The sequence below is a fragment of the Rheinheimera mangrovi genome (assembly GCF_003990335.1).
Taxonomy (GTDB): Bacteria; Pseudomonadota; Gammaproteobacteria; order Enterobacterales; family Alteromonadaceae; genus Pararheinheimera; species Pararheinheimera mangrovi.
Genome location: NZ_CP034683.1, coordinates 2,795,098 through 2,814,914, shown reverse-complemented (window position 1 = coordinate 2,814,914; position 19,817 = coordinate 2,795,098). Strand labels below are relative to the sequence as shown.

At 47.0% G+C, this 19,817-nt stretch carries 13 protein-coding genes; 4 read left to right on the top strand and 9 right to left on the bottom strand.

Features of this window, described 5'->3' with window-relative positions:
- Window positions 1-47: 47 nt before the first annotated feature.
- Window positions 48-1,541: a BAR domain-like protein A BdpA gene (bdpA, locus tag EK374_RS12560; protein ID WP_127024067.1), complete on the bottom strand. Its 1,494-nt coding sequence runs from the start codon at window positions 1,539-1,541 to the stop codon at window positions 48-50.
- 232 nt (window positions 1,542-1,773) lie between these two features.
- On the opposite strand from bdpA, the gene EK374_RS12555 reads away from it, so the two are divergent.
- A complete protein-coding gene (locus tag EK374_RS12555) occupies window positions 1,774-3,366 on the top strand; it encodes an MFS transporter (RefSeq protein ID WP_127024064.1) in 1,593 nt (530 codons plus the stop codon).
- A 50-nt stretch (window positions 3,367-3,416) separates the two neighbouring features.
- Here the strand turns inward: EK374_RS12555 and EK374_RS12550 are convergent, their stop codons facing one another.
- From EK374_RS12550 to EK374_RS12535, 4 genes are all read right to left on the bottom strand, one after another.
- Complete coding sequence (locus EK374_RS12550) at window positions 3,417-4,730, bottom strand: TonB family protein (RefSeq protein WP_127024061.1); 1,314 nt, start codon at window positions 4,728-4,730, stop codon at window positions 3,417-3,419.
- A 184-nt stretch (window positions 4,731-4,914) separates the two neighbouring features.
- Window positions 4,915-6,786 carry a DUF885 domain-containing protein gene (locus EK374_RS12545; protein WP_127024058.1) on the bottom strand — a complete coding sequence of 624 codons (1,872 nt, stop codon included), beginning with the start codon at window positions 6,784-6,786 and terminating at the stop codon, window positions 4,915-4,917.
- 177 nt (window positions 6,787-6,963) lie between these two features.
- Window positions 6,964-8,292 (bottom strand): amidohydrolase, encoded by a 1,329-nt coding sequence (locus tag EK374_RS12540; protein ID WP_127024055.1) that lies wholly within the window; start codon window positions 8,290-8,292, stop codon window positions 6,964-6,966.
- A gap of 141 nt (window positions 8,293-8,433) precedes the next feature.
- Complete coding sequence (locus EK374_RS12535) at window positions 8,434-9,555, bottom strand: hypothetical protein (RefSeq protein WP_127024052.1); 1,122 nt, start codon at window positions 9,553-9,555, stop codon at window positions 8,434-8,436.
- Window positions 9,556-9,833: 278 nt separating this feature from the next.
- Here EK374_RS12535 and EK374_RS12530 point away from each other — a divergent pair, with 278 nt between their 5' ends.
- Both EK374_RS12530 and EK374_RS12525 read left to right on the top strand, forming a co-directional pair.
- A complete protein-coding gene (locus EK374_RS12530; protein WP_127024049.1) occupies window positions 9,834-10,148 on the top strand; it encodes a hypothetical protein in 315 nt (104 codons plus the stop codon).
- A 111-nt stretch (window positions 10,149-10,259) separates the two neighbouring features.
- Window positions 10,260-11,978 (top strand): potassium/proton antiporter, encoded by a 1,719-nt coding sequence (locus tag EK374_RS12525; RefSeq protein ID WP_127024046.1) that lies wholly within the window; start codon window positions 10,260-10,262, stop codon window positions 11,976-11,978.
- 42 nt (window positions 11,979-12,020) lie between these two features.
- Here EK374_RS12525 and EK374_RS12520 read toward each other — a convergent pair whose 3' ends face one another.
- The 4 genes from EK374_RS12520 to EK374_RS12505 form a co-directional block, all read right to left on the bottom strand.
- Window positions 12,021-13,064 (bottom strand): succinylglutamate desuccinylase/aspartoacylase family protein, encoded by a 1,044-nt coding sequence (locus EK374_RS12520; RefSeq protein ID WP_127024043.1) that lies wholly within the window; start codon window positions 13,062-13,064, stop codon window positions 12,021-12,023.
- A gap of 27 nt (window positions 13,065-13,091) precedes the next feature.
- The gene (gene rimK / locus EK374_RS12515) at window positions 13,092-14,021 is read right to left on the bottom strand and encodes a 30S ribosomal protein S6--L-glutamate ligase (RefSeq protein ID WP_127024039.1); all 930 of its coding nucleotides are present in this window, start codon (window positions 14,019-14,021) and stop codon (window positions 13,092-13,094) included.
- 73 nt (window positions 14,022-14,094) lie between these two features.
- Window positions 14,095-15,441 (bottom strand): magnesium transporter, encoded by a 1,347-nt coding sequence (gene mgtE / locus EK374_RS12510; RefSeq protein ID WP_127024036.1) that lies wholly within the window; start codon window positions 15,439-15,441, stop codon window positions 14,095-14,097.
- Between the two features lie 36 nt (window positions 15,442-15,477).
- Window positions 15,478-16,443, bottom strand: coding sequence for a magnesium transporter CorA family protein (locus tag EK374_RS12505; protein ID WP_127024033.1), 966 nt, complete (start codon window positions 16,441-16,443; stop codon window positions 15,478-15,480).
- A gap of 598 nt (window positions 16,444-17,041) precedes the next feature.
- On the opposite strand from EK374_RS12505, the gene EK374_RS12500 reads away from it, so the two are divergent.
- Window positions 17,042-19,732, top strand: a complete 2,691-nt coding sequence (locus tag EK374_RS12500) for a TonB-dependent receptor (RefSeq protein ID WP_127024031.1) — start codon at window positions 17,042-17,044, stop codon at window positions 19,730-19,732.
- The last annotated feature ends 85 nt before the right edge of the window (window positions 19,733-19,817 follow it).

Here is a 19,817-nt window from a genome sequence, read left to right as displayed (position 1 = left end):
TTGACTGGTTCTTTCTTCTACCCACACTATTGCCTTATCTGCTTCGCTTACATATAGGCCTTGGCAAAAGCTTCTTTTGACTGCTTGATATAGTTGCGGGCTTTTTGCGCGTGTTGCTCCCATGCCGCTTTATCTTTAGCGTCGGTGAAGGGGTTTTGATCCGGAGCAACTGAACGCTCAAATCTGTCGTAGAAGGTAATTGCCGACGAGGTAATTTGATTAAAACGCTCTTTAAATTCCTGCATACCCTCAAGCTGCTCTGAGGTCTTCAGCATGTATTGGATCAGCTGAGTATTGTCATTGGCGGCCAGATAACCCTGGGCTTTGTTGGTGACGTTTTCACCTACTTCGTTAATCACCACGGCGCGTATGGATTCTTCTTTACTCATCACCCGACTGTAATTTTCCTGAGTGCGGGCAAGGCCAGCGTGCTGAATATAATCACGCAGGTGTTTGTCTAAATCTTTGCGGAATACTTCGACATTTTTAAGCATGTGTTGCAAATCGTTTTCCAATGCCGACACCTGGACTAGTTCTCGTTCCAGCTCGTTTAAAAACTTCTCCGCCTGCTCGTAAATTTTTAAGCCATTCTCCTCGGCAAACTTACGGTCTTTGCGGTTTAAATCAGCGTTCTCATAATTGGATTTATCAAAAGCTGTCGCCAGAAAGGACTTAAAAGGCTCAGCAAAAGCCGCATATAAACCACCACTGACCACTGTTAAAGTGGCGGTGGTTAAATCGCCAAAAGGTTTCACCATCGAATTGAGTCTGGCTTGCTGCAAAGGCGAAGCCACTCTTTTGGTGTCAGCCAGAATAGTGCGGAATGACGCATAAGCCATAGGGTTTGACATTTTATTACGCTCAGAACTTGCCAGCGCAAAAGTGATGGTCGAATAAATAGCGTTGGCATATTCCAGATACTGACGCTGGCTTTCCAACTGCGCCGCATAGTTTTTGCCAATAGTGCGGAAAGATTCGCTTTGCAGTTCGTAGTTTTTATTGGTTTGCAGCTTATCTAAAATACCGCTGATAATTTTCTGTTCGTTTTTCTGCAGTGCGGTATCCAGCAAAATGCGATCTAAAACCACATCATCCAACGCTACGCCACCGTGCGAGGTTTCAATATCTAAGCGCAGGTATTTGCGGCCCGGATCGTCAATCGAGACACGGTGCGCCATATAGGCATCTGTACCAGCTGGTGCTTCTATCAGGCCAACTTGTTGCCACTGCGCATCCAAAGAGACAGAAGAGGAAGTTAAAATATTGATACGGTAACTGGCAAAAGCAGACTGCGGTTTGACCCAAAATTCGAGTAAACCCAGTTCAGACACCGGATAACGGCTGACTAATGAGCTGCTGCCATCCTGACAAAATAAGGCGCTGGTGCCAGTGCGGGCCATTTCAGAGCTGCGCTGACAACCTGCAAGAATATTCCACTGATGGGCATCCTGTTCAAAGTCGCTGGAAAACACCAGTTCACCGGGTTTAGCCACAGCGAAACCACTAAATAAACAAAGCAAAGCAACGGAAAAACGACGCATACAATCCTCAGATGGAATAGGGTTGGTACAGGAAAGCCCCATACAGTCTTGTGTAAGGCTGACAGAATGAAGATTTATGGTAGCTGAATTTGGTAGGCAAAACAGTGCTAATTTTTGTTTTCCAATCAACAGCTTTTACTAAAAATAGCTGTTGCTGCAAGGCTGATTTGCCCAGTATGCTCTGCGCTAACAAAAAGTGCCTCATAAGGGGCCAATCACAGAGACAAATTTGATGAAATCACAGGGGCTGAATTTTTACCATCCAGTGGCGTTTTGGCTGGGTTGTCTGGGTATCACCTTGGGAGTGCTGGCGCATCTGCCTATGTTTATGCACGCCTCTCATATGAATTATCAAATGGTGGGTATGCCGATGGACAGCAATATGCTGATTGGCATGGGACTTATTCCGCTGGGCCTGGTGCTTGCTATGTACGGCATGATGCCAAGGCTGGACCAGCTGCGCAGCAACGACAACAGCAGATTACATTTTCATGTGGCTGATCAGCTGCCGTTAAATAAAGAACACTGGACTTTAGTCATGGTGCTGATGGCTGCTGTGATAGTGGACGTGATGAAACCCGCTACTTTAGGTTTTGTCATGCCGGGTTTAAAAGCTGAATATGGCATTAGCTCGAAAGAAGCTGGGGTACTGGCACTGGTGGCATTAACAGGCACCACTATTGGTTCGGTGCTCTGGGGCATGATGGCTGATTTATTTGGCCGCAGAGCCGCGATTTTATTATCTGCGCTGATGTTTATTGGCACAGCGATTTGTGGTGCTATGCCATCTTTTGAGTGGAATCTGGTGATGTGCTTTTTAATGGGCCTGTCGGCAGGGGGCTTATTGCCTATTACCTTTACCTTGATGGCTGAAACAATTCCTGCGGCGCACAGAGGCTGGTTACTGGTGGCTTTAGGTGGTTTTGGTACTGCTGCAGGTTATCTGGTCGCTTCAGGCTCAGCCGCTTTGTTGGAACCCATGTTTAGCTGGCGTATTTTATGGATGCTGGGGTTGCCTACCGGCTTGTTGGTGATTTTTTTAAACCGTTATATTCCGGAATCGCCGCGTTATCTGGCCAGCAAAGGCTTAACCAGCGAAGCCCGTTTGGTACTGCAGCGTTTTAGCGGTGTACAGGCGCAGGATCAAAGCTGCATAGTGGTAGAAGAACAGCCTGCAGCGCAGAACTCAGGATTTAAACAGCTGTTACAAGGGCATTATGCCGGCATTACCTTAGGTTTAGTGGCAGCAGGTGTGGCCTGGGGGTTGGTGAACTTTGGTTTTATGTTATGGCTGCCAACTAACTTGGGTGAAATGGGCTTAGCAGGGCAGGCCAGCGCTATTATTACCAAGTCGGCTTTTTTTGCTTTGCCTGGTGTGGCTTTAGTGATCTGGCTTTACCACAGCTGGAGCAGTATTAAAACTTTGCTGCTGTTTATTCTGTTAACCACATTGTCGTTATTGAGCTTCTGTCTTTTTGATTGGCTCGACAGCCGTTCTGTGACTTTACTCTCTGTGTCTATCGCCTTGCTGCTGGTTAGCTCCAGCGGTGTGATTGCCATGCTTATTCCTTATGCGGCAGAAATATACCCAGTGCATTTACGTGGTACAGGCTCTGGCATAGTCGCAGCCAGTTCAAAGTTTGGTGGCATTTTAGGGGCTTTACTTGGAGTGATGGGCTTATTTGACCAAATGGCGTTATCGGGTTTGGTCATTATGGCAGCGCTGGTGATGGCGGCCTTTTTATTGCATCGTCACGGCATTGATACCAGAGGGATACGACTGGAAGATATGCATGCCGCTTTAGAGAAAAAGTCTGATCGGTAAAGAAAAAGCCCGGATGGAACCCGGGCTAGTAATTGAACTGTTCGGTGCGCTTAAAGTGTAGCTTTAAGCTCTGCTGCCAGCTCGTAGTTTTGTGCTACGGCTTTATCCAGCAATAATTGCCCTTCAACTTTATCGCCCTGCAAAATTTTACGTACGCCAGACCAGGTTTGCACTTGCGGGTCGTTATTTTTTAACAGGTAATTTTCCCATTGTTGTGAGAATGCGGCCAGTTGACGTTGCGCATCCAGACTGCCGTTTTTAGCAGCCATGCTCCACCAGTAATGACCACTGTGCAACTGAGACAACGTGATCACAGGCTCAATAAAAGCAGCTTTACCCGGATCGGCCCATAGTTTGTAGTGGCCATGACGGGCGTCTTCATCCAGCTCTTTGCCAACCAACAATGCGGAGGCGTCTCGTAATTCCATTTTGTCGGACGATACAACCTTGGTGACTACGCCTTTTTCATTGGTATTTACTTCAGCACTGCCATAAAAACCTTCGATTTTTGTTTTAAACGAAGATTTGCGGCTAAACAATTGTTCAGGTAACTCTTCACGGATTTCCAGAGGCAAATCTTTGTCTACATTGACATGATAACTGGCGTTGGTCGCCAGCAGATCCATCATAGTTCCCAGCATGTATTGATGCTGTGGAGAGCCGGCTATCGCGTATTCGACCAATTTATGCTGTTGCATAAATTGGGTTACTTTATGTTTTGAAAGTGGCCCTAAGCTATAGTGCAGTGCCACTTTCCCCTGATGCTTTTGGCCAGTTGCTGCATATTTCCAGGATTTAATGGCTCTGATTGACGTCTTATCAAAAGTTTTTGCCGGAAAAGAGCTCAGAACGTCCACTGCAGACACATTGCCTTGTTCATCAATAACAAATCTCAGCACGTTGTAGCCAAAAAGACCTTTGTTGGCTGCTCCTTGTGGATAAACTGGTGCTTTGCGGCTTACGACATCGGGAAAACTGACTCGGTCTGAATCATCGTCTTCCAGCGTTTTCACCAGCACCTGTTCAAGCAACTGGTGGGACTGTTCATCCGCCTGCTGTAACTCTGTGGCAGATAATTTTTTAGACAGGGTGCTTATCACTCCGGCCGCTCTGGTATCGCCAAGTTCGGCTGCCAGCTGAAAATAGGCCAGGGCTTTGACCGGATCTGCGGTTGTACCTTCCCCTTTATAAAACATCACGGCCAGATTAAATGCAGCAATCTCGTTGCCAAGTGGCAGTAGCTCTGTAAATTCAACTGTGGCCTTGGGATAGTCTTTAAGTTCGTAGTGCTGTAACGCATCCAGTAAATCTGCTTGTGCTAAAGTGCTGAGCAGCAGGCCGGTTGCCAGTATTGATATACGCATTTTTCGTCCCTGTAATCGCGGTAAATGTTATAAGAGGTTAGCATTGATGCAACAGTAACGGCAAGTGGAAGATGTCAGCTATCAGGCAGTTGTAAAAAGTGTGGACAGAACAGATTTAAAAAATGGCCCCTTCAGGACTATATAGTGAAAGGGCCATCGGTTTGCAGAGGTACAGAACTGTATATTAAGCGGCTTTTACGCTGTCTACCCAGTTCTGTACGCGTTTTTCCAGCACTTGTAATGGCAATGCACCACCGCCTAATACAGTGTCGTGGAAACCGCGGATATCGAACTTGTCGCCCAACTGCTCTTTGGCTTTGGCACGGATTTCCAGAATTTTTAACATGCCAATTTTGTAGGCTGTCGCCTGGCCTGGCCATACTAAATAACGACGTACTTCTGAGGTCACTGCGCCTTCAGCAACAGGGGTTTTCTCTTTGAAGTACTCAATACCTTGTTGTTCAGTCCAGCCTTTGCTGTGCATCCCTGTATCGACTACTAAACGCACGGCACGCCACATTTCTGTGATTAAACGACCGAAGTCTGAGTAGTCGCTCTGGTAAGCGCCCATTTCTTTGGCCAGTAACTCAGAGTACAAAGCCCAGCCTTCAACATAGGCAGTAAAACCAGCCTGAGTACGGAAAGTTGGAACTGAGGTTAATTCCTGTGCAATAGAAATCTGCATATGGTGGCCAGGGCTGCCTTCGTGGTAAGCAATAGCTTCCATTTCATTTTTTGGCATTTGTTTCATATCAGACAAATGCGCGTAGTAAATACCTGGCCGTTTACCATCTGGGGTGCCCGGGAAATAATGCTGAGCAGCGCCCGGTTGTTCGCGGAAGGCTTCAACACGTTTTACGGTCAAGGCAGCTTTAGGCAGAATGCCAAAGTATTCTGGCAGCTTTTTCTCAATAAAGGCTAAGTAAGCTTCTGAGTCTTTGAGATAGCCCTGACGGCCTTCATCTGTATCCGGATAGAAGAACTGAGCGTCAGTTTTGATAAAGGTGAAGAACTCTTTTAAGCTGCCTTTAAAGCCCACTTTATCTTTGATCGCAATCATTTCTTTGGTCAGGCGGTCTACTTCATTTAAACCAATCTGGTGAATTTCGTCAGCCGTTAAGTTGGTTGTAGTCGACTGAGCTAAGCGATGGTTGTAATACGCCACGCCATTCGGTTGAGTCGACACACCTGTCACATTCACCTGAGTTTTATCCAGTTCGCTGGTTAAAAAGGCTGATAATGCTTCATAAGACGGCTGGAACTGGCTGGTTAAGGCAGATTTTGCGTCTGCCAGTAACTGTTCAGCTTTTTTGTCATCCAATTTGTCGGCTTTTTTCAACGCTTCCACTTTGGCTTTGGCATCAGCCCATAAAGGAGCGTCTTTATCGCTTTCTTTAAACGGCGCGCCGTTTAACAGATTACTCACCTGCTCCAGTACACCTTCATAGGCAAAACGAGGAGGGCGTACGCCAGCTTCGGCGTATTTAGCGGCACGTTGCTGTAAGTCAGCTATAGCTTTGGCTATACCACCAATACGTTTGACATAAGCTTCCATATCCACCACTTCATCTACTTTATGGAAGTTCATCAAGACTTGTGGCAATAAAGCGTGTACACCTTGCATCTGGTTAAACACGTAAGTGTTTACACGGAATGCTGCTGCGTCACGGCTTTGCTCATACTGGTAAATCCATAAATCATAAGAAGTTTTAGCTTCTGTATCTAACTTGTTATAATCAAATTGAGATTTTAACTCTTCAACAGTAGCTGCACCCCAGGCCAGTTGCTTGTCTTCAGCTTCTTCTGTGACGTCGTCAATTTGATCTTGTTTATCTTTACGGCCTAAGAAGGTCATTTGCAGCGGGCTCATTTGCAGCTGCTCTTCGTATTTAGTTTCAAACCATTGGTTTAAGCGCTCTGATTCAGATAAAGCCGCTTTAGTTTCTGCAGCAGTCATAGGTTCAGCTGCTGGGTTGGTGGTCGTTTTGGTGTCTTGGGCCGGATTGCAGCCTGCCAATAATGCGGCAATGCTAAGGGCTAATAATGAATGGCGCACTTTGCGTTTTCCTTTTAGTTATTGATTATTAGTGTGATCAGGGTTCAACAGCGGAGCTGATGGTGCCGTTACCAGACTAACCTGATTTGTCGAAAGAGTCGAAACTCAATTGTAAGTTTGTCTTTCAAAAAGGCCTGTCAGAGACAGACCTTTCGCGGCACATCACTCATGCCTGACTCATTGTTTTGGCATCAGGTCTAGCAAGGCAACAACAGTCGCTTCTACACCAGCTTTAATAGCAGGCTCTGGCGCAATTTTAAATAAAGGGCTGTGATGGCTAGGCACAGGCGCACCACCATGTTTTTCCCGTTCAAAATCTGCTTTAGGCGTGCCACCTATCTGAAAATACACACTCTGAATGGTCGGATTCATAATTAAAAATGGATAATCTTCAGCACCCATGCCTAAGCGTTTGTAATTCTGGTCCAGAATATCAGCGCCAAAATGGCTGACCCAGCGTTGCTTTAAGCGTTGCGTCAGTGGAATATCATTGACGGTAGGCGGCGTGGTTTGTGGGTCTACTGTCACTTCAGGCAGTTTATCTTCAGGTAAACCCGCAACCCGGCCCATATTGGTGGCCACTCTTTTGATGGAGCTAATCAACTGCTCACGAGTTTCTAAGGTATCGTTGCGCACTGTCAGCTGTAAGTGTGCTGAGTCCGGAATAATGTTGTGCTTAGAACCTGCATGAAAAGAGCCCACTGTAATCACGCTGGGCTCTTTTGGCGCTACTTCACGGCTGACAATAGTCTGAAGTGCCAGCACAATTTGTGAACCCAAGACTATAGGGTCTTTGCCACGGTGTGGGCTGGCACCGTGAGCACCAACGCCATGAATATGGATATCGACTGAATCCACGCCAGAGTAAGGCGATCCTTCAACCGCTACAATTTTACCTGCTTCTATTTCGCTCGACACATGCAAAGCCATGGCGTAGTCCGGCGTGCCAAAACGCTGCCATATTTTATCGTCGCGCATACTCTGTGCACCACCAACATACTCTTCGGCGGGTTGGCCGATCAGCATCAAAGTACCTTGCCATTGGTCTTTGATTTTCGCCATCTGGCGAGCTGTGCCAATTAAACTAGTGACATGCATATCGTGGCCACAGGCATGCATGACTGAAACTTCATTACCATGCCAATCTTTGCTTTTCACCTTAGAGGCGTAAGGCAAACCGCTTTTCTCTTCAACAGGTAAAGCGTCCATATCCGCGCGCATCATCACCAGCGGGCCTTTACCGTTTTTTAAAATGGCGACCACCCCTGTTTTTCCGACTCCGGTTGTCACTTCAAACCCTGCCGCTTTCAACTCTTTGGCCAGACGCTCTGCAGTTTTAAACTCCATAAAGGACAGTTCAGGGTTTTGGTGAAAGTGCTTAAACAGTGGTTCAAGGTGTTGTTGGTAATCGGAGTTAATAGTGGCAGCTAAGTCTTTTGGCACAGCAAAGCTGCTGGTACTAAGTAAAGCTGCACTGACAAAGCAGGCGAGGGGAAGCAGGCGCATGTTGAGATCCTTTTTGTTATTGTTGGTACTGATAGTGAGCGTCTGCATCACAGCACAAAAAAGCTGCAAAGGACAAGGGACTGATGCTGATCTGCGATCAATACCAGTCATTTAAAGATGACAGGTGACGCGGCGGCTTTTTTATGCCGAATGTAACAGTTCAAATACCCGTACTTTTTCACTGTCGCTGCTGATGGTTTTTAAGGCTGCTTTTATCGCGTTTTGCAATGCCTGTGGATCTGAAGCCCGGCTCAACATAAGGCTTAGCATGGTCGCCAGCTCGTAATCTGATTCAATATTGGCGGCGGCCAATGCTATGACCTGTTCATTTTGCGTTGTACTAAAACGTTCGAAAGGCAAAGCAGTCAAAACCTGCTGCAATTCATAATCAGATTCGATGGATTGTGCTGCACTAAGCAGCGCTTGCAGACTGTCGTTATGCTGAATCTGTGGTGCGGCTTGCTGCAGCAACTGTCCCAGTTCGTAGTCGGATCCAATATCACCACTGGCCTGTAATATCTGGTCTAAAGGAAAGCCAGAATGAGCCTGAGCTAGTTGGCTGAACAACCGGCGTTTTTCATAATCTGAATTAATACGCATACTGGTCTGCAGTAGGGCTTTTTGTACCTGGGGTTGCATGGACTGAGCTTGGGCCAGTAGTAACATCAGTTCAGTCAATTCATAGTCGCTTTGTATGGTCGATGTGCTTGCTATCAGTTGCAGCTGCTGTTGCTCTGTCAGTACAGCCTGTTTTGCCAGCTCGTTGAAATACTGTTTTTTACTTTCCAGATCCTGCATCAGGCTGATTTCATGCAGGACTTTAGTCGTCCCCTGATACTGCAATAAGGTGTTAACCCGGCCTTTGGCGCCAATCGGCGTATGTCTGAACATCAGCAGTGTCAGATGCTCAATCTGCCGGCGACTTTGCTCTCTGTCGCCAACAACCTTGCCATGGACTCTTAGTTCACTTTCTGTATCTGCCTGACGGCGCTCTAACACAAAATCAAGATTGTCTTTTGTACTGCTGATACGGATGTAACTTTGTTCAGGTAAAGCCAGGATGCTGTTGCCTGTGTTATCCAACGTAAGAGCTGAAGTCAGTTCGGCGTCTATACTGTAGCGCACCGCATCCACCTCAAAACTGCGCTTCAACCGGGTTACCTGGCCTTGATCGTCTGTTTTTATATACTGGCTATGCACAGTACAGGAGGCTAATGTGAGCAGTAGCAGGGCTGAGCAGCAAAGCTGTAAGGCAGATTTCATCGAAGGTCCTTATGGATGAGTGTCAGAATCAACTGTATTGTCTGACTTGTTTTGTTTGCTTTGCTTACAAGCAAACATTGTTCCACAAGTTAAGTTATTGTTTTATAGTTACTTTATGAAATTGTTTTACATGAAAACAAACTAAAGTGGTGTAAAACAACAATTTTTAGTTAATTTTGTCGTTTTCTGTCGCTTATCCGATGGTATTATCGAAGTTGTAATTAACAAAAATTGTAAATCAAGGGGGTCGCTTCTCTTATGCTTTCAGGTGGTTGAAGATGAAACTCTTAAGTTTTATTGCATTATTTTTCTATCTTAGTTCGCTGCTTCCTTCAGCGCAGTTTTCTGCTGCCGATCAATGGCTGGCATCACCCCTAAATTCTCCCACTCATAGTCTCGCACAACTGACCTCTTCAGCATCGCCTGTGAAACATCTGGTGTTATCGGATGATGACGACCACAGCCTGGTGCAACTGCATTTCCATACAGCTGTGCCAGCTTTAAGTCAGAGTTATAGCTATGTAGAGACCGCATTTTATCTGCTGTCCCCATTGCCGTTTTTAGCGCGTGGCCCGCCTTTAGCTCTGATTTAATTCATTGTATTTTGCCCTGCAGTTTTCAGCTTTTAAGAACAAAAGTATGGGGCTGCAAAATGAAGTTATGCTGTAGGTTTGGCCTGTAGCCTCAAGGCGAGGAATCTGTTCATGTTTGTCATCGATCAAATTATTTTATTAGCCGCGATTTTGATTATTTTCGGCATTTTATCCAGCAAGTTGTCGGCCCGCTTAGGTTTGCCTGTGCTGGTGCTGTTTTTAATGGTTGGCATGCTGGCTGGGGAAGATGGCCCAGGCGGTATTGTGTTTGATAATGCACAAATCGCTCATGCGCTGGGCTCTTTAGCTTTAGCCATTATTTTGTTTGACGGCGGTTTGCAAACGCCTATGGCCTCGATAAAACAGGTCTGGAAACCAGCCTCTGTATTGGCGACTTTAGGTGTGCTGGTGACGTCAGCAGTGACTGGTGTGGCGGCCGCTTATATTCTGGATGTGTCGTTGTTTTACGGTTTATTAATTGGCGCTATTGTCGGCTCGACTGACGCAGCTGCTGTATTTTCTCTGCTGCGTAATGCCGGTATTCATATCAATCCGCGCCTGAAATCAACGCTGGAAATTGAAAGTGCGACCAACGACCCTATGGCCATCTTTCTGACCGTGGGTTTATTAGAAGTGATGGTCAAAGGACTGGAACCAGGCACAGGTTTATTGATGCTGTTTGTGCAGCAAATGGGCATAGGTTCTGCTGTGGGTTTAGCGGGCGGCTGGTTGTCGGTGCGTCTTATTAACCGCATTCATTTAACTACGTCAGGTTTATACCCTGTGATGGTGGCTGCACTGGGTTTACTGGCTTTTGGTGTAGCAGCCAATCTGGGCGGCAGTGGTTTCCTCGCCATATTTATTGCTGGTGTGGTGATAGGCAATAGCCGTTTTGTATTTCAGCGCAGTACCTTTTTGTTTCATGACGGTCTGGCCTGGTTGGGTCAAATTATAATGTTCGTGTTCTTGGGCTTGCTGATTAACCCATCCTCGTTACTTGATGTCTGGCTGGAAGGTCTACTGATTGCTGTGGTTCTGATCCTCGTGGCTCGTCCTTTGTCTGTGGTGCCTGTACTGAAACTTTTTGGTTTTAACATGAGAGAAATAGGCTTGGTGTCCTGGGTTGGTTTACGAGGTTCTGTGCCTATTATTCTGGCGATTTACCCACTGATTTATGGTTTGCCCGGTGCCAGCCTGATTTTCAGTGTGGTGTTTTTCGTGGTGTTAATTTCAGCCACGGTACAAGGCTCTACCTTACCCTGGGTGGCCCGTACTTTAGGCTTGACTGAACCCCCGCCGGCCACACCTGCAGCTACACTGGAAATTACCGCTTTGGGTGATGTGGATGCCGATATTGTTGAATATCAACTGGGCGACAGTTCAAGGGCTTCAGGTCGGCGTTTATCGCAAATGGCCTTACCTGATGGCACTGTGGTGGCCATGATCACGCGCGGCAACGAGGTGATCCCACCGCGAGGTTCAACCTTCCTGCATGCCGGCGATCATTTATTTATTGTGATGAAACCTGATGTGCGGGAGTTTGTCGATTTGGTCTGCTCCGGTGTGGCAGAAGCCAGTCATCATGAATTGCCTGCGGGTGAGCTCAGGTTAAAAGGCTATACCAAAGTGGAAGACGTGCAGCACTCTTATGGCATCGAGCTTTTCGCGGATGGAGCCTTGTCCCTGGATGAAGTTTTACGTCAGGCTTTAGCGACAGAACCCAGGCTTGATGCCAGCAAAACCTTTGGTGCAGTGACACTTTATGTGCGGGACATGGTAGGACAACGTATTGCTACTGTCGGCATAGTACCTACAGCAGTCAGCAGTTAAAAACTGTCACCTCAGAGCAGACAAGTCTGCTCTGAGGCTAGGTTAAACCACACCTAACATCGACGGCATAGCGGCGTCGACTTCGTCTGTGATGGCATCCAGTGTCTTCTCGGCTTCATCCAATGAGCTGACTTCGGCAATATGGAATAACGCTTCGCCTTCGTTTACCAGTGGTAAGTTATTACGGCCAATCACTATGCCATTAAAGCTGGCTTCCACCGCCACTTCGAAATCGGAGTAGGGGCTGTAGATGTGCGCCAGCACATCACCTTGTTGCACTGTCTGGCCTAAACCTACGTAATAACGCGCTATACCGTCGTGTTCTGCTCTGATCCAGCTACTTTTTTTACTGAATAACGAGCCGGTTTTGACGGCTTTTTTGCTTGGACTGAACATGCGAAGGTCTTGCATCACATTCAAAATGCCATGCACCCCAATTTTGATGGACTGTTCATCAAAACGCAGCGCTTCGCCCGCTTCGTACAAAATAATAGGAATACCCAAAGCGTTGGCAGTGCCGCGCATAGTGCCTTCGCGGCTGGCTGCTTTGATAATAATAGGGGCGTTAAATACTTCTGCCATTTGCAAGGCGACTTTGTCCTTGGCACTGGCCCGCACCTGAGGCAAGTTGCTGCGATGAATAGCACCCGTATGTAAATCAATAACATGAGTGCATTGCTTTAAAATGCGTTCAGTAAACTGATAAGCCATACGGCTGCCCAATGAGCCTTTTTCGCTGCCTGGAAAGCTGCGGTTTAAATCCCGTCTGTCGGGTAAATAACGAGATTGCTGCACAAAACCATAGGTATTGACTATAGGCACCACCACTAAAGTGCCTCTCAACTGGCTTAATTTGGGCATTTTCAGCAGGCGGCGGCAAATTTCCACGCCATTAATTTCGTCGCCATGCAAAGCTGATGTGATTAAAAGCACAGGCCCGGGCCTTTTGCCATGTACCACATGAGCGCCGATATTCAGCTCGGTGTGGGTGTAAAGTTTGCCAAATGGAATATCGACCACAGCACGCTGGCCGGGTTGGATCACAGCTCCACCTAAAGTAAAAGCCTGTTGTTTTTCCGTTAGCATGGGTTTGCCTTCTGTTATCGATATTTGTTATTTCGATGCCAGCTTTTTTTGCTGTGCTTTTTGTTGCATGCGAGCCTGATGCAAAGGCACGTTTTTCTCCAGATATTCAATCATCCGGCCTGCTACATCTATATCGGTCGCTCCTTCAATGCCTTCCAGGCCCGGTGAACTGTTTACTTCCATCACCACTGGTCCATGGTTGGATCGCAAAATATCCACGCCAGCCACATGCAAGCCCATGGTTTTAGCAGCTGCAAGGGCTGTGCGTTTTTCTTCAGGGCTTAGTTTCACAAGAGAAGCTGTACCACCACGGTGTAAGTTAGAACGGAACTCACCGGCTTTAGCCTGACGTTTCATCGCAGCGACAATTTTAGTGCCGATGATAAAACAGCGGATATCTGCACCATTGGCTTCTTTGATGTATTCCTGCACCAGAATATTGGCGTTCAGGCCCATAAAAGCTTCAATCACGCTTTCGGCTGCGGTGCGGGTTTCAGCCAATACCACACCAATGCCCTGAGTACCTTCGAGCAGTTTGATCACCAGCGGTGCACCACCGACCATATCGATTAAATCAGGGATATCACCAGGTTTATCGGCAAAGCCGGTAATAGGCAGGCCAATGCCTTCGCGGGCCAATAATTGCAAAGAGCAAAGTTTATCGCGGGCGCGGCTGATGGCACTGGATTCATTCAGGGCATACACCCCCATCATTTCAAACTGACGCAGTACTGCAGTACCGTAAAAGGTAATAGAAGCGCCAACACGAGGGATCACAGCATCAAACTGCTCCAGCACTTCACCTTTGTAGTGAATGCCGGACTTCGTTTTATTGATGTTCATGTAACACATTAGCGGGTCTATCACCTCGATTTGGTGACCCCGCTCTTCGGCCGCTTCGACCAGTCGACGGGTAGAATACAACTCACTATTGCGCGATAAAACCGCAATTTTCATAACCACACCTTCAATTTCTTTGATAGCTGTATTCTAGTGCGGTTTCTACAGCAAGTATCTGTAAAAAATCAGATTAAAGTAAAAATAGCGAACCTAAACCAAGGAAGGCAAAAAAACCTATCACGTCTGTCACTGTGGTTAAAATAACCGAACCTGACAGGGCAGGGTCTATTTTCATTTTTTCCAGCCAGACAGGGATCACCACGCCACTGAAGGCGGCAACACAAATGTTGATTACTATGGCAAAGCTAATGACGCTGGCGATAATCCAGTCGCCAAACCACAAGTAAGTGATACCGGCAATCACCAAAGCCCAGAGCACACCGTTAATAGCACCTACCCCCAGCTCTTTACGCATTAAAGTCCAGTAGGTTTGCGGCGTAATTTGCCCCAAAGCCAAACCTCTGATAATCAAAGTTAAGGTTTGGCTGCCGGCTATGCCGCCCATGGACGCAACAATAGGCATTAATACAGCCAAAGCCACCACTTGCTGCAATGTCGCTTCAAATAAACCTATGGTCCATGCTGCTAAAAATGCGGTCAGTAAGTTAATACCCAGCCACAAAGCACGACGTTTGGCGCTGTTGATGATAGGAGCAAATAAGTCTTCCTCTTCATCCAGACCTGCCGTATGCATAAACTGGCCTTCAAGGCTGCGCCGCACGTTTTCCAGCGCTTCACCTATAGATAAACGGCCTAACAGCTTGCCTTCACTATCGACCACTGCCAAAGCACTGTAGCCGGAGCGGGCTACTAAATCTGAGCCTTCATCCAGCCCCATATCACCTTGCACAACAGGGGCTTCTGCGTCGATAAATTCCACTACAGGCATATGATTCGGCTGGCCTAATAAGCGGATGCCTTGTAATAAACCGACATAGCGGCCGGTGCGGTCAACGACAAACAAGGCTTCCTGGTATTCAGCATCTTCGGTGAGTTTTTTAAATAACCGTACTGCATCCCGCACTTTGGCGTTTTTGCTTAAGATCAGTACATCGTGGTCAGCATAACGACCACATTGTTCATCATCGTAAGTTAAAGCCTGATCCAGCCAGCGTTTTTCGCTTTGATCCATTCGCGAGCAGGCGTATTGATAAATGGCGTCTGGTAATTCATCCAGCAGCTCTATCAGATCATCAACATCAATTTCTTCAACCAGTTCACGCAGCTGTGCCGTTTCCAGTTGTTTAAAGATGTTGCTACGAGCGTCGACCCTCATGTAGGTCAAAGAGGCAATTTGTTGTTCTTTTTCCAGCGTCAGCCAAGTGCTAACCCGTTGTTCCAGCGGCATAGCTTCGAGGGCAAAAGCTATCTCTTCCGGCTCCAACTGGTCCAGTTTTTCCGCCAGCTGTTCAGTTTCGTTTTCATCAAAACTGTCGCGGACTATTTCTTCAATATCCAGTTGGGTATTTTCAACCATTAAACCGCTCCTGCTGCGTGCTCAGTTGCTACAGCTTTACCACCAACGGCGAATTTTAAACCAGGCTAACAGGCCTACAGCCAATCCGAGCATCAGACCCCAGGTAATGTAATAGCCAAAAGGGTTGTCCAGCTCCGGCATGTACTTAAAGTTCATGCCATAGACACCCACAATGAAGGTCAGTGGAATAAATACAGCACTGAGCATAGTCAGTACTTTCATCTTTTCGTTAATTTGATGCGACGAAGTTGAAATATAACTGCCGACTAAATCACTTAACTGGTCGTAATACATCTGCGTCATGCTGTGCAGGCGCTCAAACTTCTCGTAAAAATCGCGCAATTCTATCGCATCAAAATGACGTTTAAATGGATGACTGGCATCTTCTTCGTACAAAAGATCAGAAAACATTTCTTTTTGGTAGGCCAGATTGCGGTCAATTTTGCGAAATACCGAACGGTACTTCATAATTTGCGCCATTTTCTGATCATTACCATTACTTTGCATGCTGTCTTCGAGCTCACCTAACTCGTCTTCAAACTGCAGCAGCTTTTCCAGATAAGTACCGGACACAGCGTGGATATACTTTTTAATCCAGTCTTTAAACTTGTCGATGCCCACCATGGCAGAAAAGGGCAGGTCAATTTTGCTGTCATCCTGGTGGCTGTGGTATTTCACCAGTATGACCTGATCGTTAAACAGAACTGAAATTTGGCTATGGCCAGGGTAATCACTGAAATCAGGGCCTGAAAACCCACGCAAAATCAACAAGCTAAAGCTGTCACTAAACTCCATCTTTGGTGGATGACGTTCACGTAAAAAATCCTCAGCTATCACAGGGTGAATACGGAAAAACTCCAGCACCTGTCGCTGTTCCATTTGATTGGCGGCCGTTAAATTGATCCAGATTTTTGTCTCGGATAACAAAGGGTAACGCAGCGCCTGAAAATCGCTGATCTGCCATTGTTTTTGCTCCGGACAATACTGGTGAAGTTCTATCATGCTGCTGGCCTTTGGATTACTTTTGGCAGCATAAGCAAAAAGGCTACAAGAATGCAAATGCTGTTGTGGATCTTGCACTTAGATTAAAGACTTTGCTGGAAAAAGCAGCAGAAGCTTGCGTCTCGGCATTTGCAAAAGTCAGTGTAATTTTGAATAGCGGCCATCAGGGGCAGGTCTTGCATTTTTCTCCGTCATGGCAGTGGCAAACCTACTTGCTATTCCTTTAGGTTTTTCGTTCTTATTTTCGTTAAACTCATCGAAACTCAATCGGAAAACTGTTTGGGGCAAAGTGCAGAACCTGAAACAAAAACGCTCTTTATCCATTGAATAAACGGGCGCCCACAAGGGACGCCCCTACCGATCCGTCACTAGAACATCCAGCTATCCTGCTCCTTTATCCACATCAATGGTAAAGATTATTTTCACTACCCAAGCGCGTAATAACCCCAGTTAAATCGTGTTGTAGTGTGACCAACTCGCCTTGTCGAATCTCTGTTTCTCTGGCTTTTCGCTGCCATTAAGGTTAGGGCTGTGGCAAACCCAGCTGTTTTGTTTGCCATAAAAACAAAAGCAAAAAACTACAGACAGGGGTTAGAAAATGCATAAACGTAACGCACTTTCGCTTGCGATAGCGATGGCATGCGCTTTTTCTGCTGCGGCGCAGCAGGCAGAAGTCAATAATACCGCAACTACTCAAACTCAAGCCGTTGCCAATGAAACCGAATTGGAAGTCATTTCAGTCACGGCTACCAAACGCAAAACCAAACTGATGGAAACTCCGGTGGCTATTTCAGCCCTGAGTGAAGCTCAACTGCAACAAAGCGGCGTTAACAATGTGGTGGATATCGCCAATTTAGTGCCGGGTCTGGATATTGCCGTCTCCTCAGAGCAGGCGGCTCCGGTGATTACCATGCGTGGTATTCGTTCCACCAACATTACTGAACTGGGTGACCCTGCTGTAGGCGTGCACCTGGACGGTATTTATTCACCACGTATGCAGGGCGCTTTGGCGTTGATGTATGACGTAGAGCGGGTTGAAGCTTTGCGTGGCCCACAAGGTACGTTATTTGGCCGTAACTCTACGGTAGGTAGCATTAACGTACTGACCGCCAAGCCGGATATGAGCAGCACCTTTGGTAATCTGAATACCGAGATGGGTAAATTTAATGCCAAAAGTGTCGGCGGTATGTTTAACCTGGCGGTGTCCGATGATTTTGCCGTGCGTTTTTCCGGCAAAGGCTTAAAACGTGATTCTTATGTTGAAGGCTACTTCGACCCGAACCAATACGACACCCGTTATCTGCCAGCTGGTGTGCTGGATGCTCCGGTTATTGCCGAAGGTTCTTATCAGGGCATAGGCCAAACCTTAACCCAGCGCGAAAACTGGTGGATAGACGCGGCTGGCACAGATCCAGAAGCGCAAAAAGTCCGGGCTTTAACTGCTGCGGATAAAAGCGATTTCTACAATAACGCCAACGAACACTCATTCCGCGTCAGCACTTTGTGGGAACCTGCGGCAGGTAATTTCTCCAACCATACGGTGTTCCAGTACTACAAAAACGACAGCGCCGGCTCTACTGACATGGTGAACTGCGATAAATTACGTGGCAGACCTACAGAATTAGGTGGCGACTGTTCTAACTTTTTACCAAGCGACAACACTTATCAGGCCGTAGTCAACGTGCCGGGTAAACTGGAGTTAGACATCACCTACCTGCGCAACACCTTAAACTATGAACTGACCGACGAGTTAGATCTGGTCTGGTTGGCTGGCTATGAAGATATGAAACGCCAGTCAGCTCAGGATATTGAGACAGGTCTGGATGTTTGGGATGGCGCAATGTTTTTCCTCGACGGTACAGGCGCACGTTCTTACTCCACTGAGCTGCAACTGCAGTCGGATGAGCTGGGTGATTTAGTCTGGATTGCGGGTGTGAACCTGTTCCATGAAAAAACCACAACTGTGGGTTATTACGACAACCCTATGGATGACAAGGCGTTTTGGGATCAACCCGACCGTTCTACCGACGCTTTGGCCGCTTTCGGTCAGGCGACCTACAACTTAAGCTCTGATCTGCACCTGACTTTAGGTTACCGTTTCAGTGACGAAACCAAAGAGGACAAAGGCGGCCGTACTTTACGTTGTTCCAATGCTGATGGTTGTGCACCGGGCTGGTATAACCGCACCGTGCTATCCGATCTGCCAACCAATGCCTTTGAAGATCCGTCTATCTATAAATCGTCTTTCGCCAATGACAACAAAGGCAGCTGGCGCAACCACGATTTCCGCTTAGGTCTGGATTATGATCTGACAGAAAACACTATGGTCTATGGTTATGTGGCTTCAGGCTTTAAAGCCGGTGGTATAGGCGATGTGTTTGAAGTGGTCAATGACAGAACAGGTCAGGTACAACGTATTGAAACCCAGTTCGACCCTGAACAGGTTGTCACCTATGAGCTGGGTACCAAAACCAGCTTGTTAAATAACTCACTGAACTTACAAGCTGTGTTCTTCTATACCGACTACACAGATATGCAGTATGCCTCAGTAGGTTCTGTTGGCACTGTGGAACGACTGGCTCCGGTCGAAAACCCGGATGGCAGCCCTGTGCTGGACCAAAACGGTCAGCCTGTGCTGGATTACCGCAATATGCCAGTGGTGGCGTACTACACCCAGAACGTACCAGGTTCAACCATTAAAGGCTTAGAACTGGAATTTGACTGGAAGCCGTACCCAGCTGGCCGTATCAATGGTTATGTCACTTACACGGACGCCGAGGTGACTGAAGACTGGATCACCAAGTGGGATTACGACCCAGAGTACTTGTTTGCTCTGTCCTATGAAGAGTCGATTGACCCTGAAAACAGCATGCTGACCACGAACCTGAAAGGCAATCAGCTGGCTATGGTGCCAAAATACACAGCTAATTTAAGTTACACCCATAGCTTTGATTTGGGCAGCTACGGTTTTATCCACGGCTGGTTTAATCTGAGCTGGAAAGATAAGTCCTACAACACCATCTGGAACGTTGACAGACATCTGGACGATATGGACTTTGCCGTATCTGACGAAGCCGTTGCTTACATAGACGATCGCAGAGACGCTCATACCATAGCCAATGCTTCACTGAAATATGAGCCGGTCGGCCAGGCCTGGTTTGCTGAACTCTTTGTCAGCAACGCCACAGACGAAACTGTCCAGCAATGGAGTAACACCGGCAAAGGCTTCCCGAAAGGCAGTTTTAATATGCCAAGGTATTACGGGGTGAGAGCAGGCTTTAATTTCTAAGCTTTCTTACTAATGCAGAAACCGCTCCGTTTTACTGAGCGGTTTCTTTTTATCCGACGCTTAACACCTGGCCTGGTGGGGCGTT

Excerpts from the sequence above, each read along its gene's own strand:
- bdpA (WP_127024067.1), bottom strand. The coding sequence starts at position 1,541 with ATGCGTCGTTTTTCCGTTGCTTTGCTTTGTTTATTTAGTGGTTTCGCT.
- EK374_RS12555 (WP_127024064.1), top strand. The coding sequence starts at position 1,774 with ATGAAATCACAGGGGCTGAATTTTTACCATCCAGTGGCGTTTTGGCTG.
- EK374_RS12550 (WP_127024061.1), bottom strand. The coding sequence starts at position 4,730 with ATGCGTATATCAATACTGGCAACCGGCCTGCTGCTCAGCACTTTAGCA.
- EK374_RS12540 (WP_127024055.1), bottom strand. The coding sequence starts at position 8,292 with ATGCGCCTGCTTCCCCTCGCCTGCTTTGTCAGTGCAGCTTTACTTAGT.
- EK374_RS12535 (WP_127024052.1), bottom strand. The coding sequence starts at position 9,555 with ATGAAATCTGCCTTACAGCTTTGCTGCTCAGCCCTGCTACTGCTCACA.
- EK374_RS12530 (WP_127024049.1), top strand. The coding sequence starts at position 9,834 with ATGAAACTCTTAAGTTTTATTGCATTATTTTTCTATCTTAGTTCGCTG.
- EK374_RS12525 (WP_127024046.1), top strand. The coding sequence starts at position 10,260 with ATGTTTGTCATCGATCAAATTATTTTATTAGCCGCGATTTTGATTATT.
- EK374_RS12520 (WP_127024043.1), bottom strand. The coding sequence starts at position 13,064 with ATGCTAACGGAAAAACAACAGGCTTTTACTTTAGGTGGAGCTGTGATC.
- rimK (WP_127024039.1), bottom strand. The coding sequence starts at position 14,021 with ATGAAAATTGCGGTTTTATCGCGCAATAGTGAGTTGTATTCTACCCGT.
- mgtE (WP_127024036.1), bottom strand. The coding sequence starts at position 15,441 with ATGGTTGAAAATACCCAACTGGATATTGAAGAAATAGTCCGCGACAGT.
- EK374_RS12505 (WP_127024033.1), bottom strand. The coding sequence starts at position 16,443 with ATGATAGAACTTCACCAGTATTGTCCGGAGCAAAAACAATGGCAGATC.
- EK374_RS12500 (WP_127024031.1), top strand. The coding sequence starts at position 17,042 with ATGCATAAACGTAACGCACTTTCGCTTGCGATAGCGATGGCATGCGCT.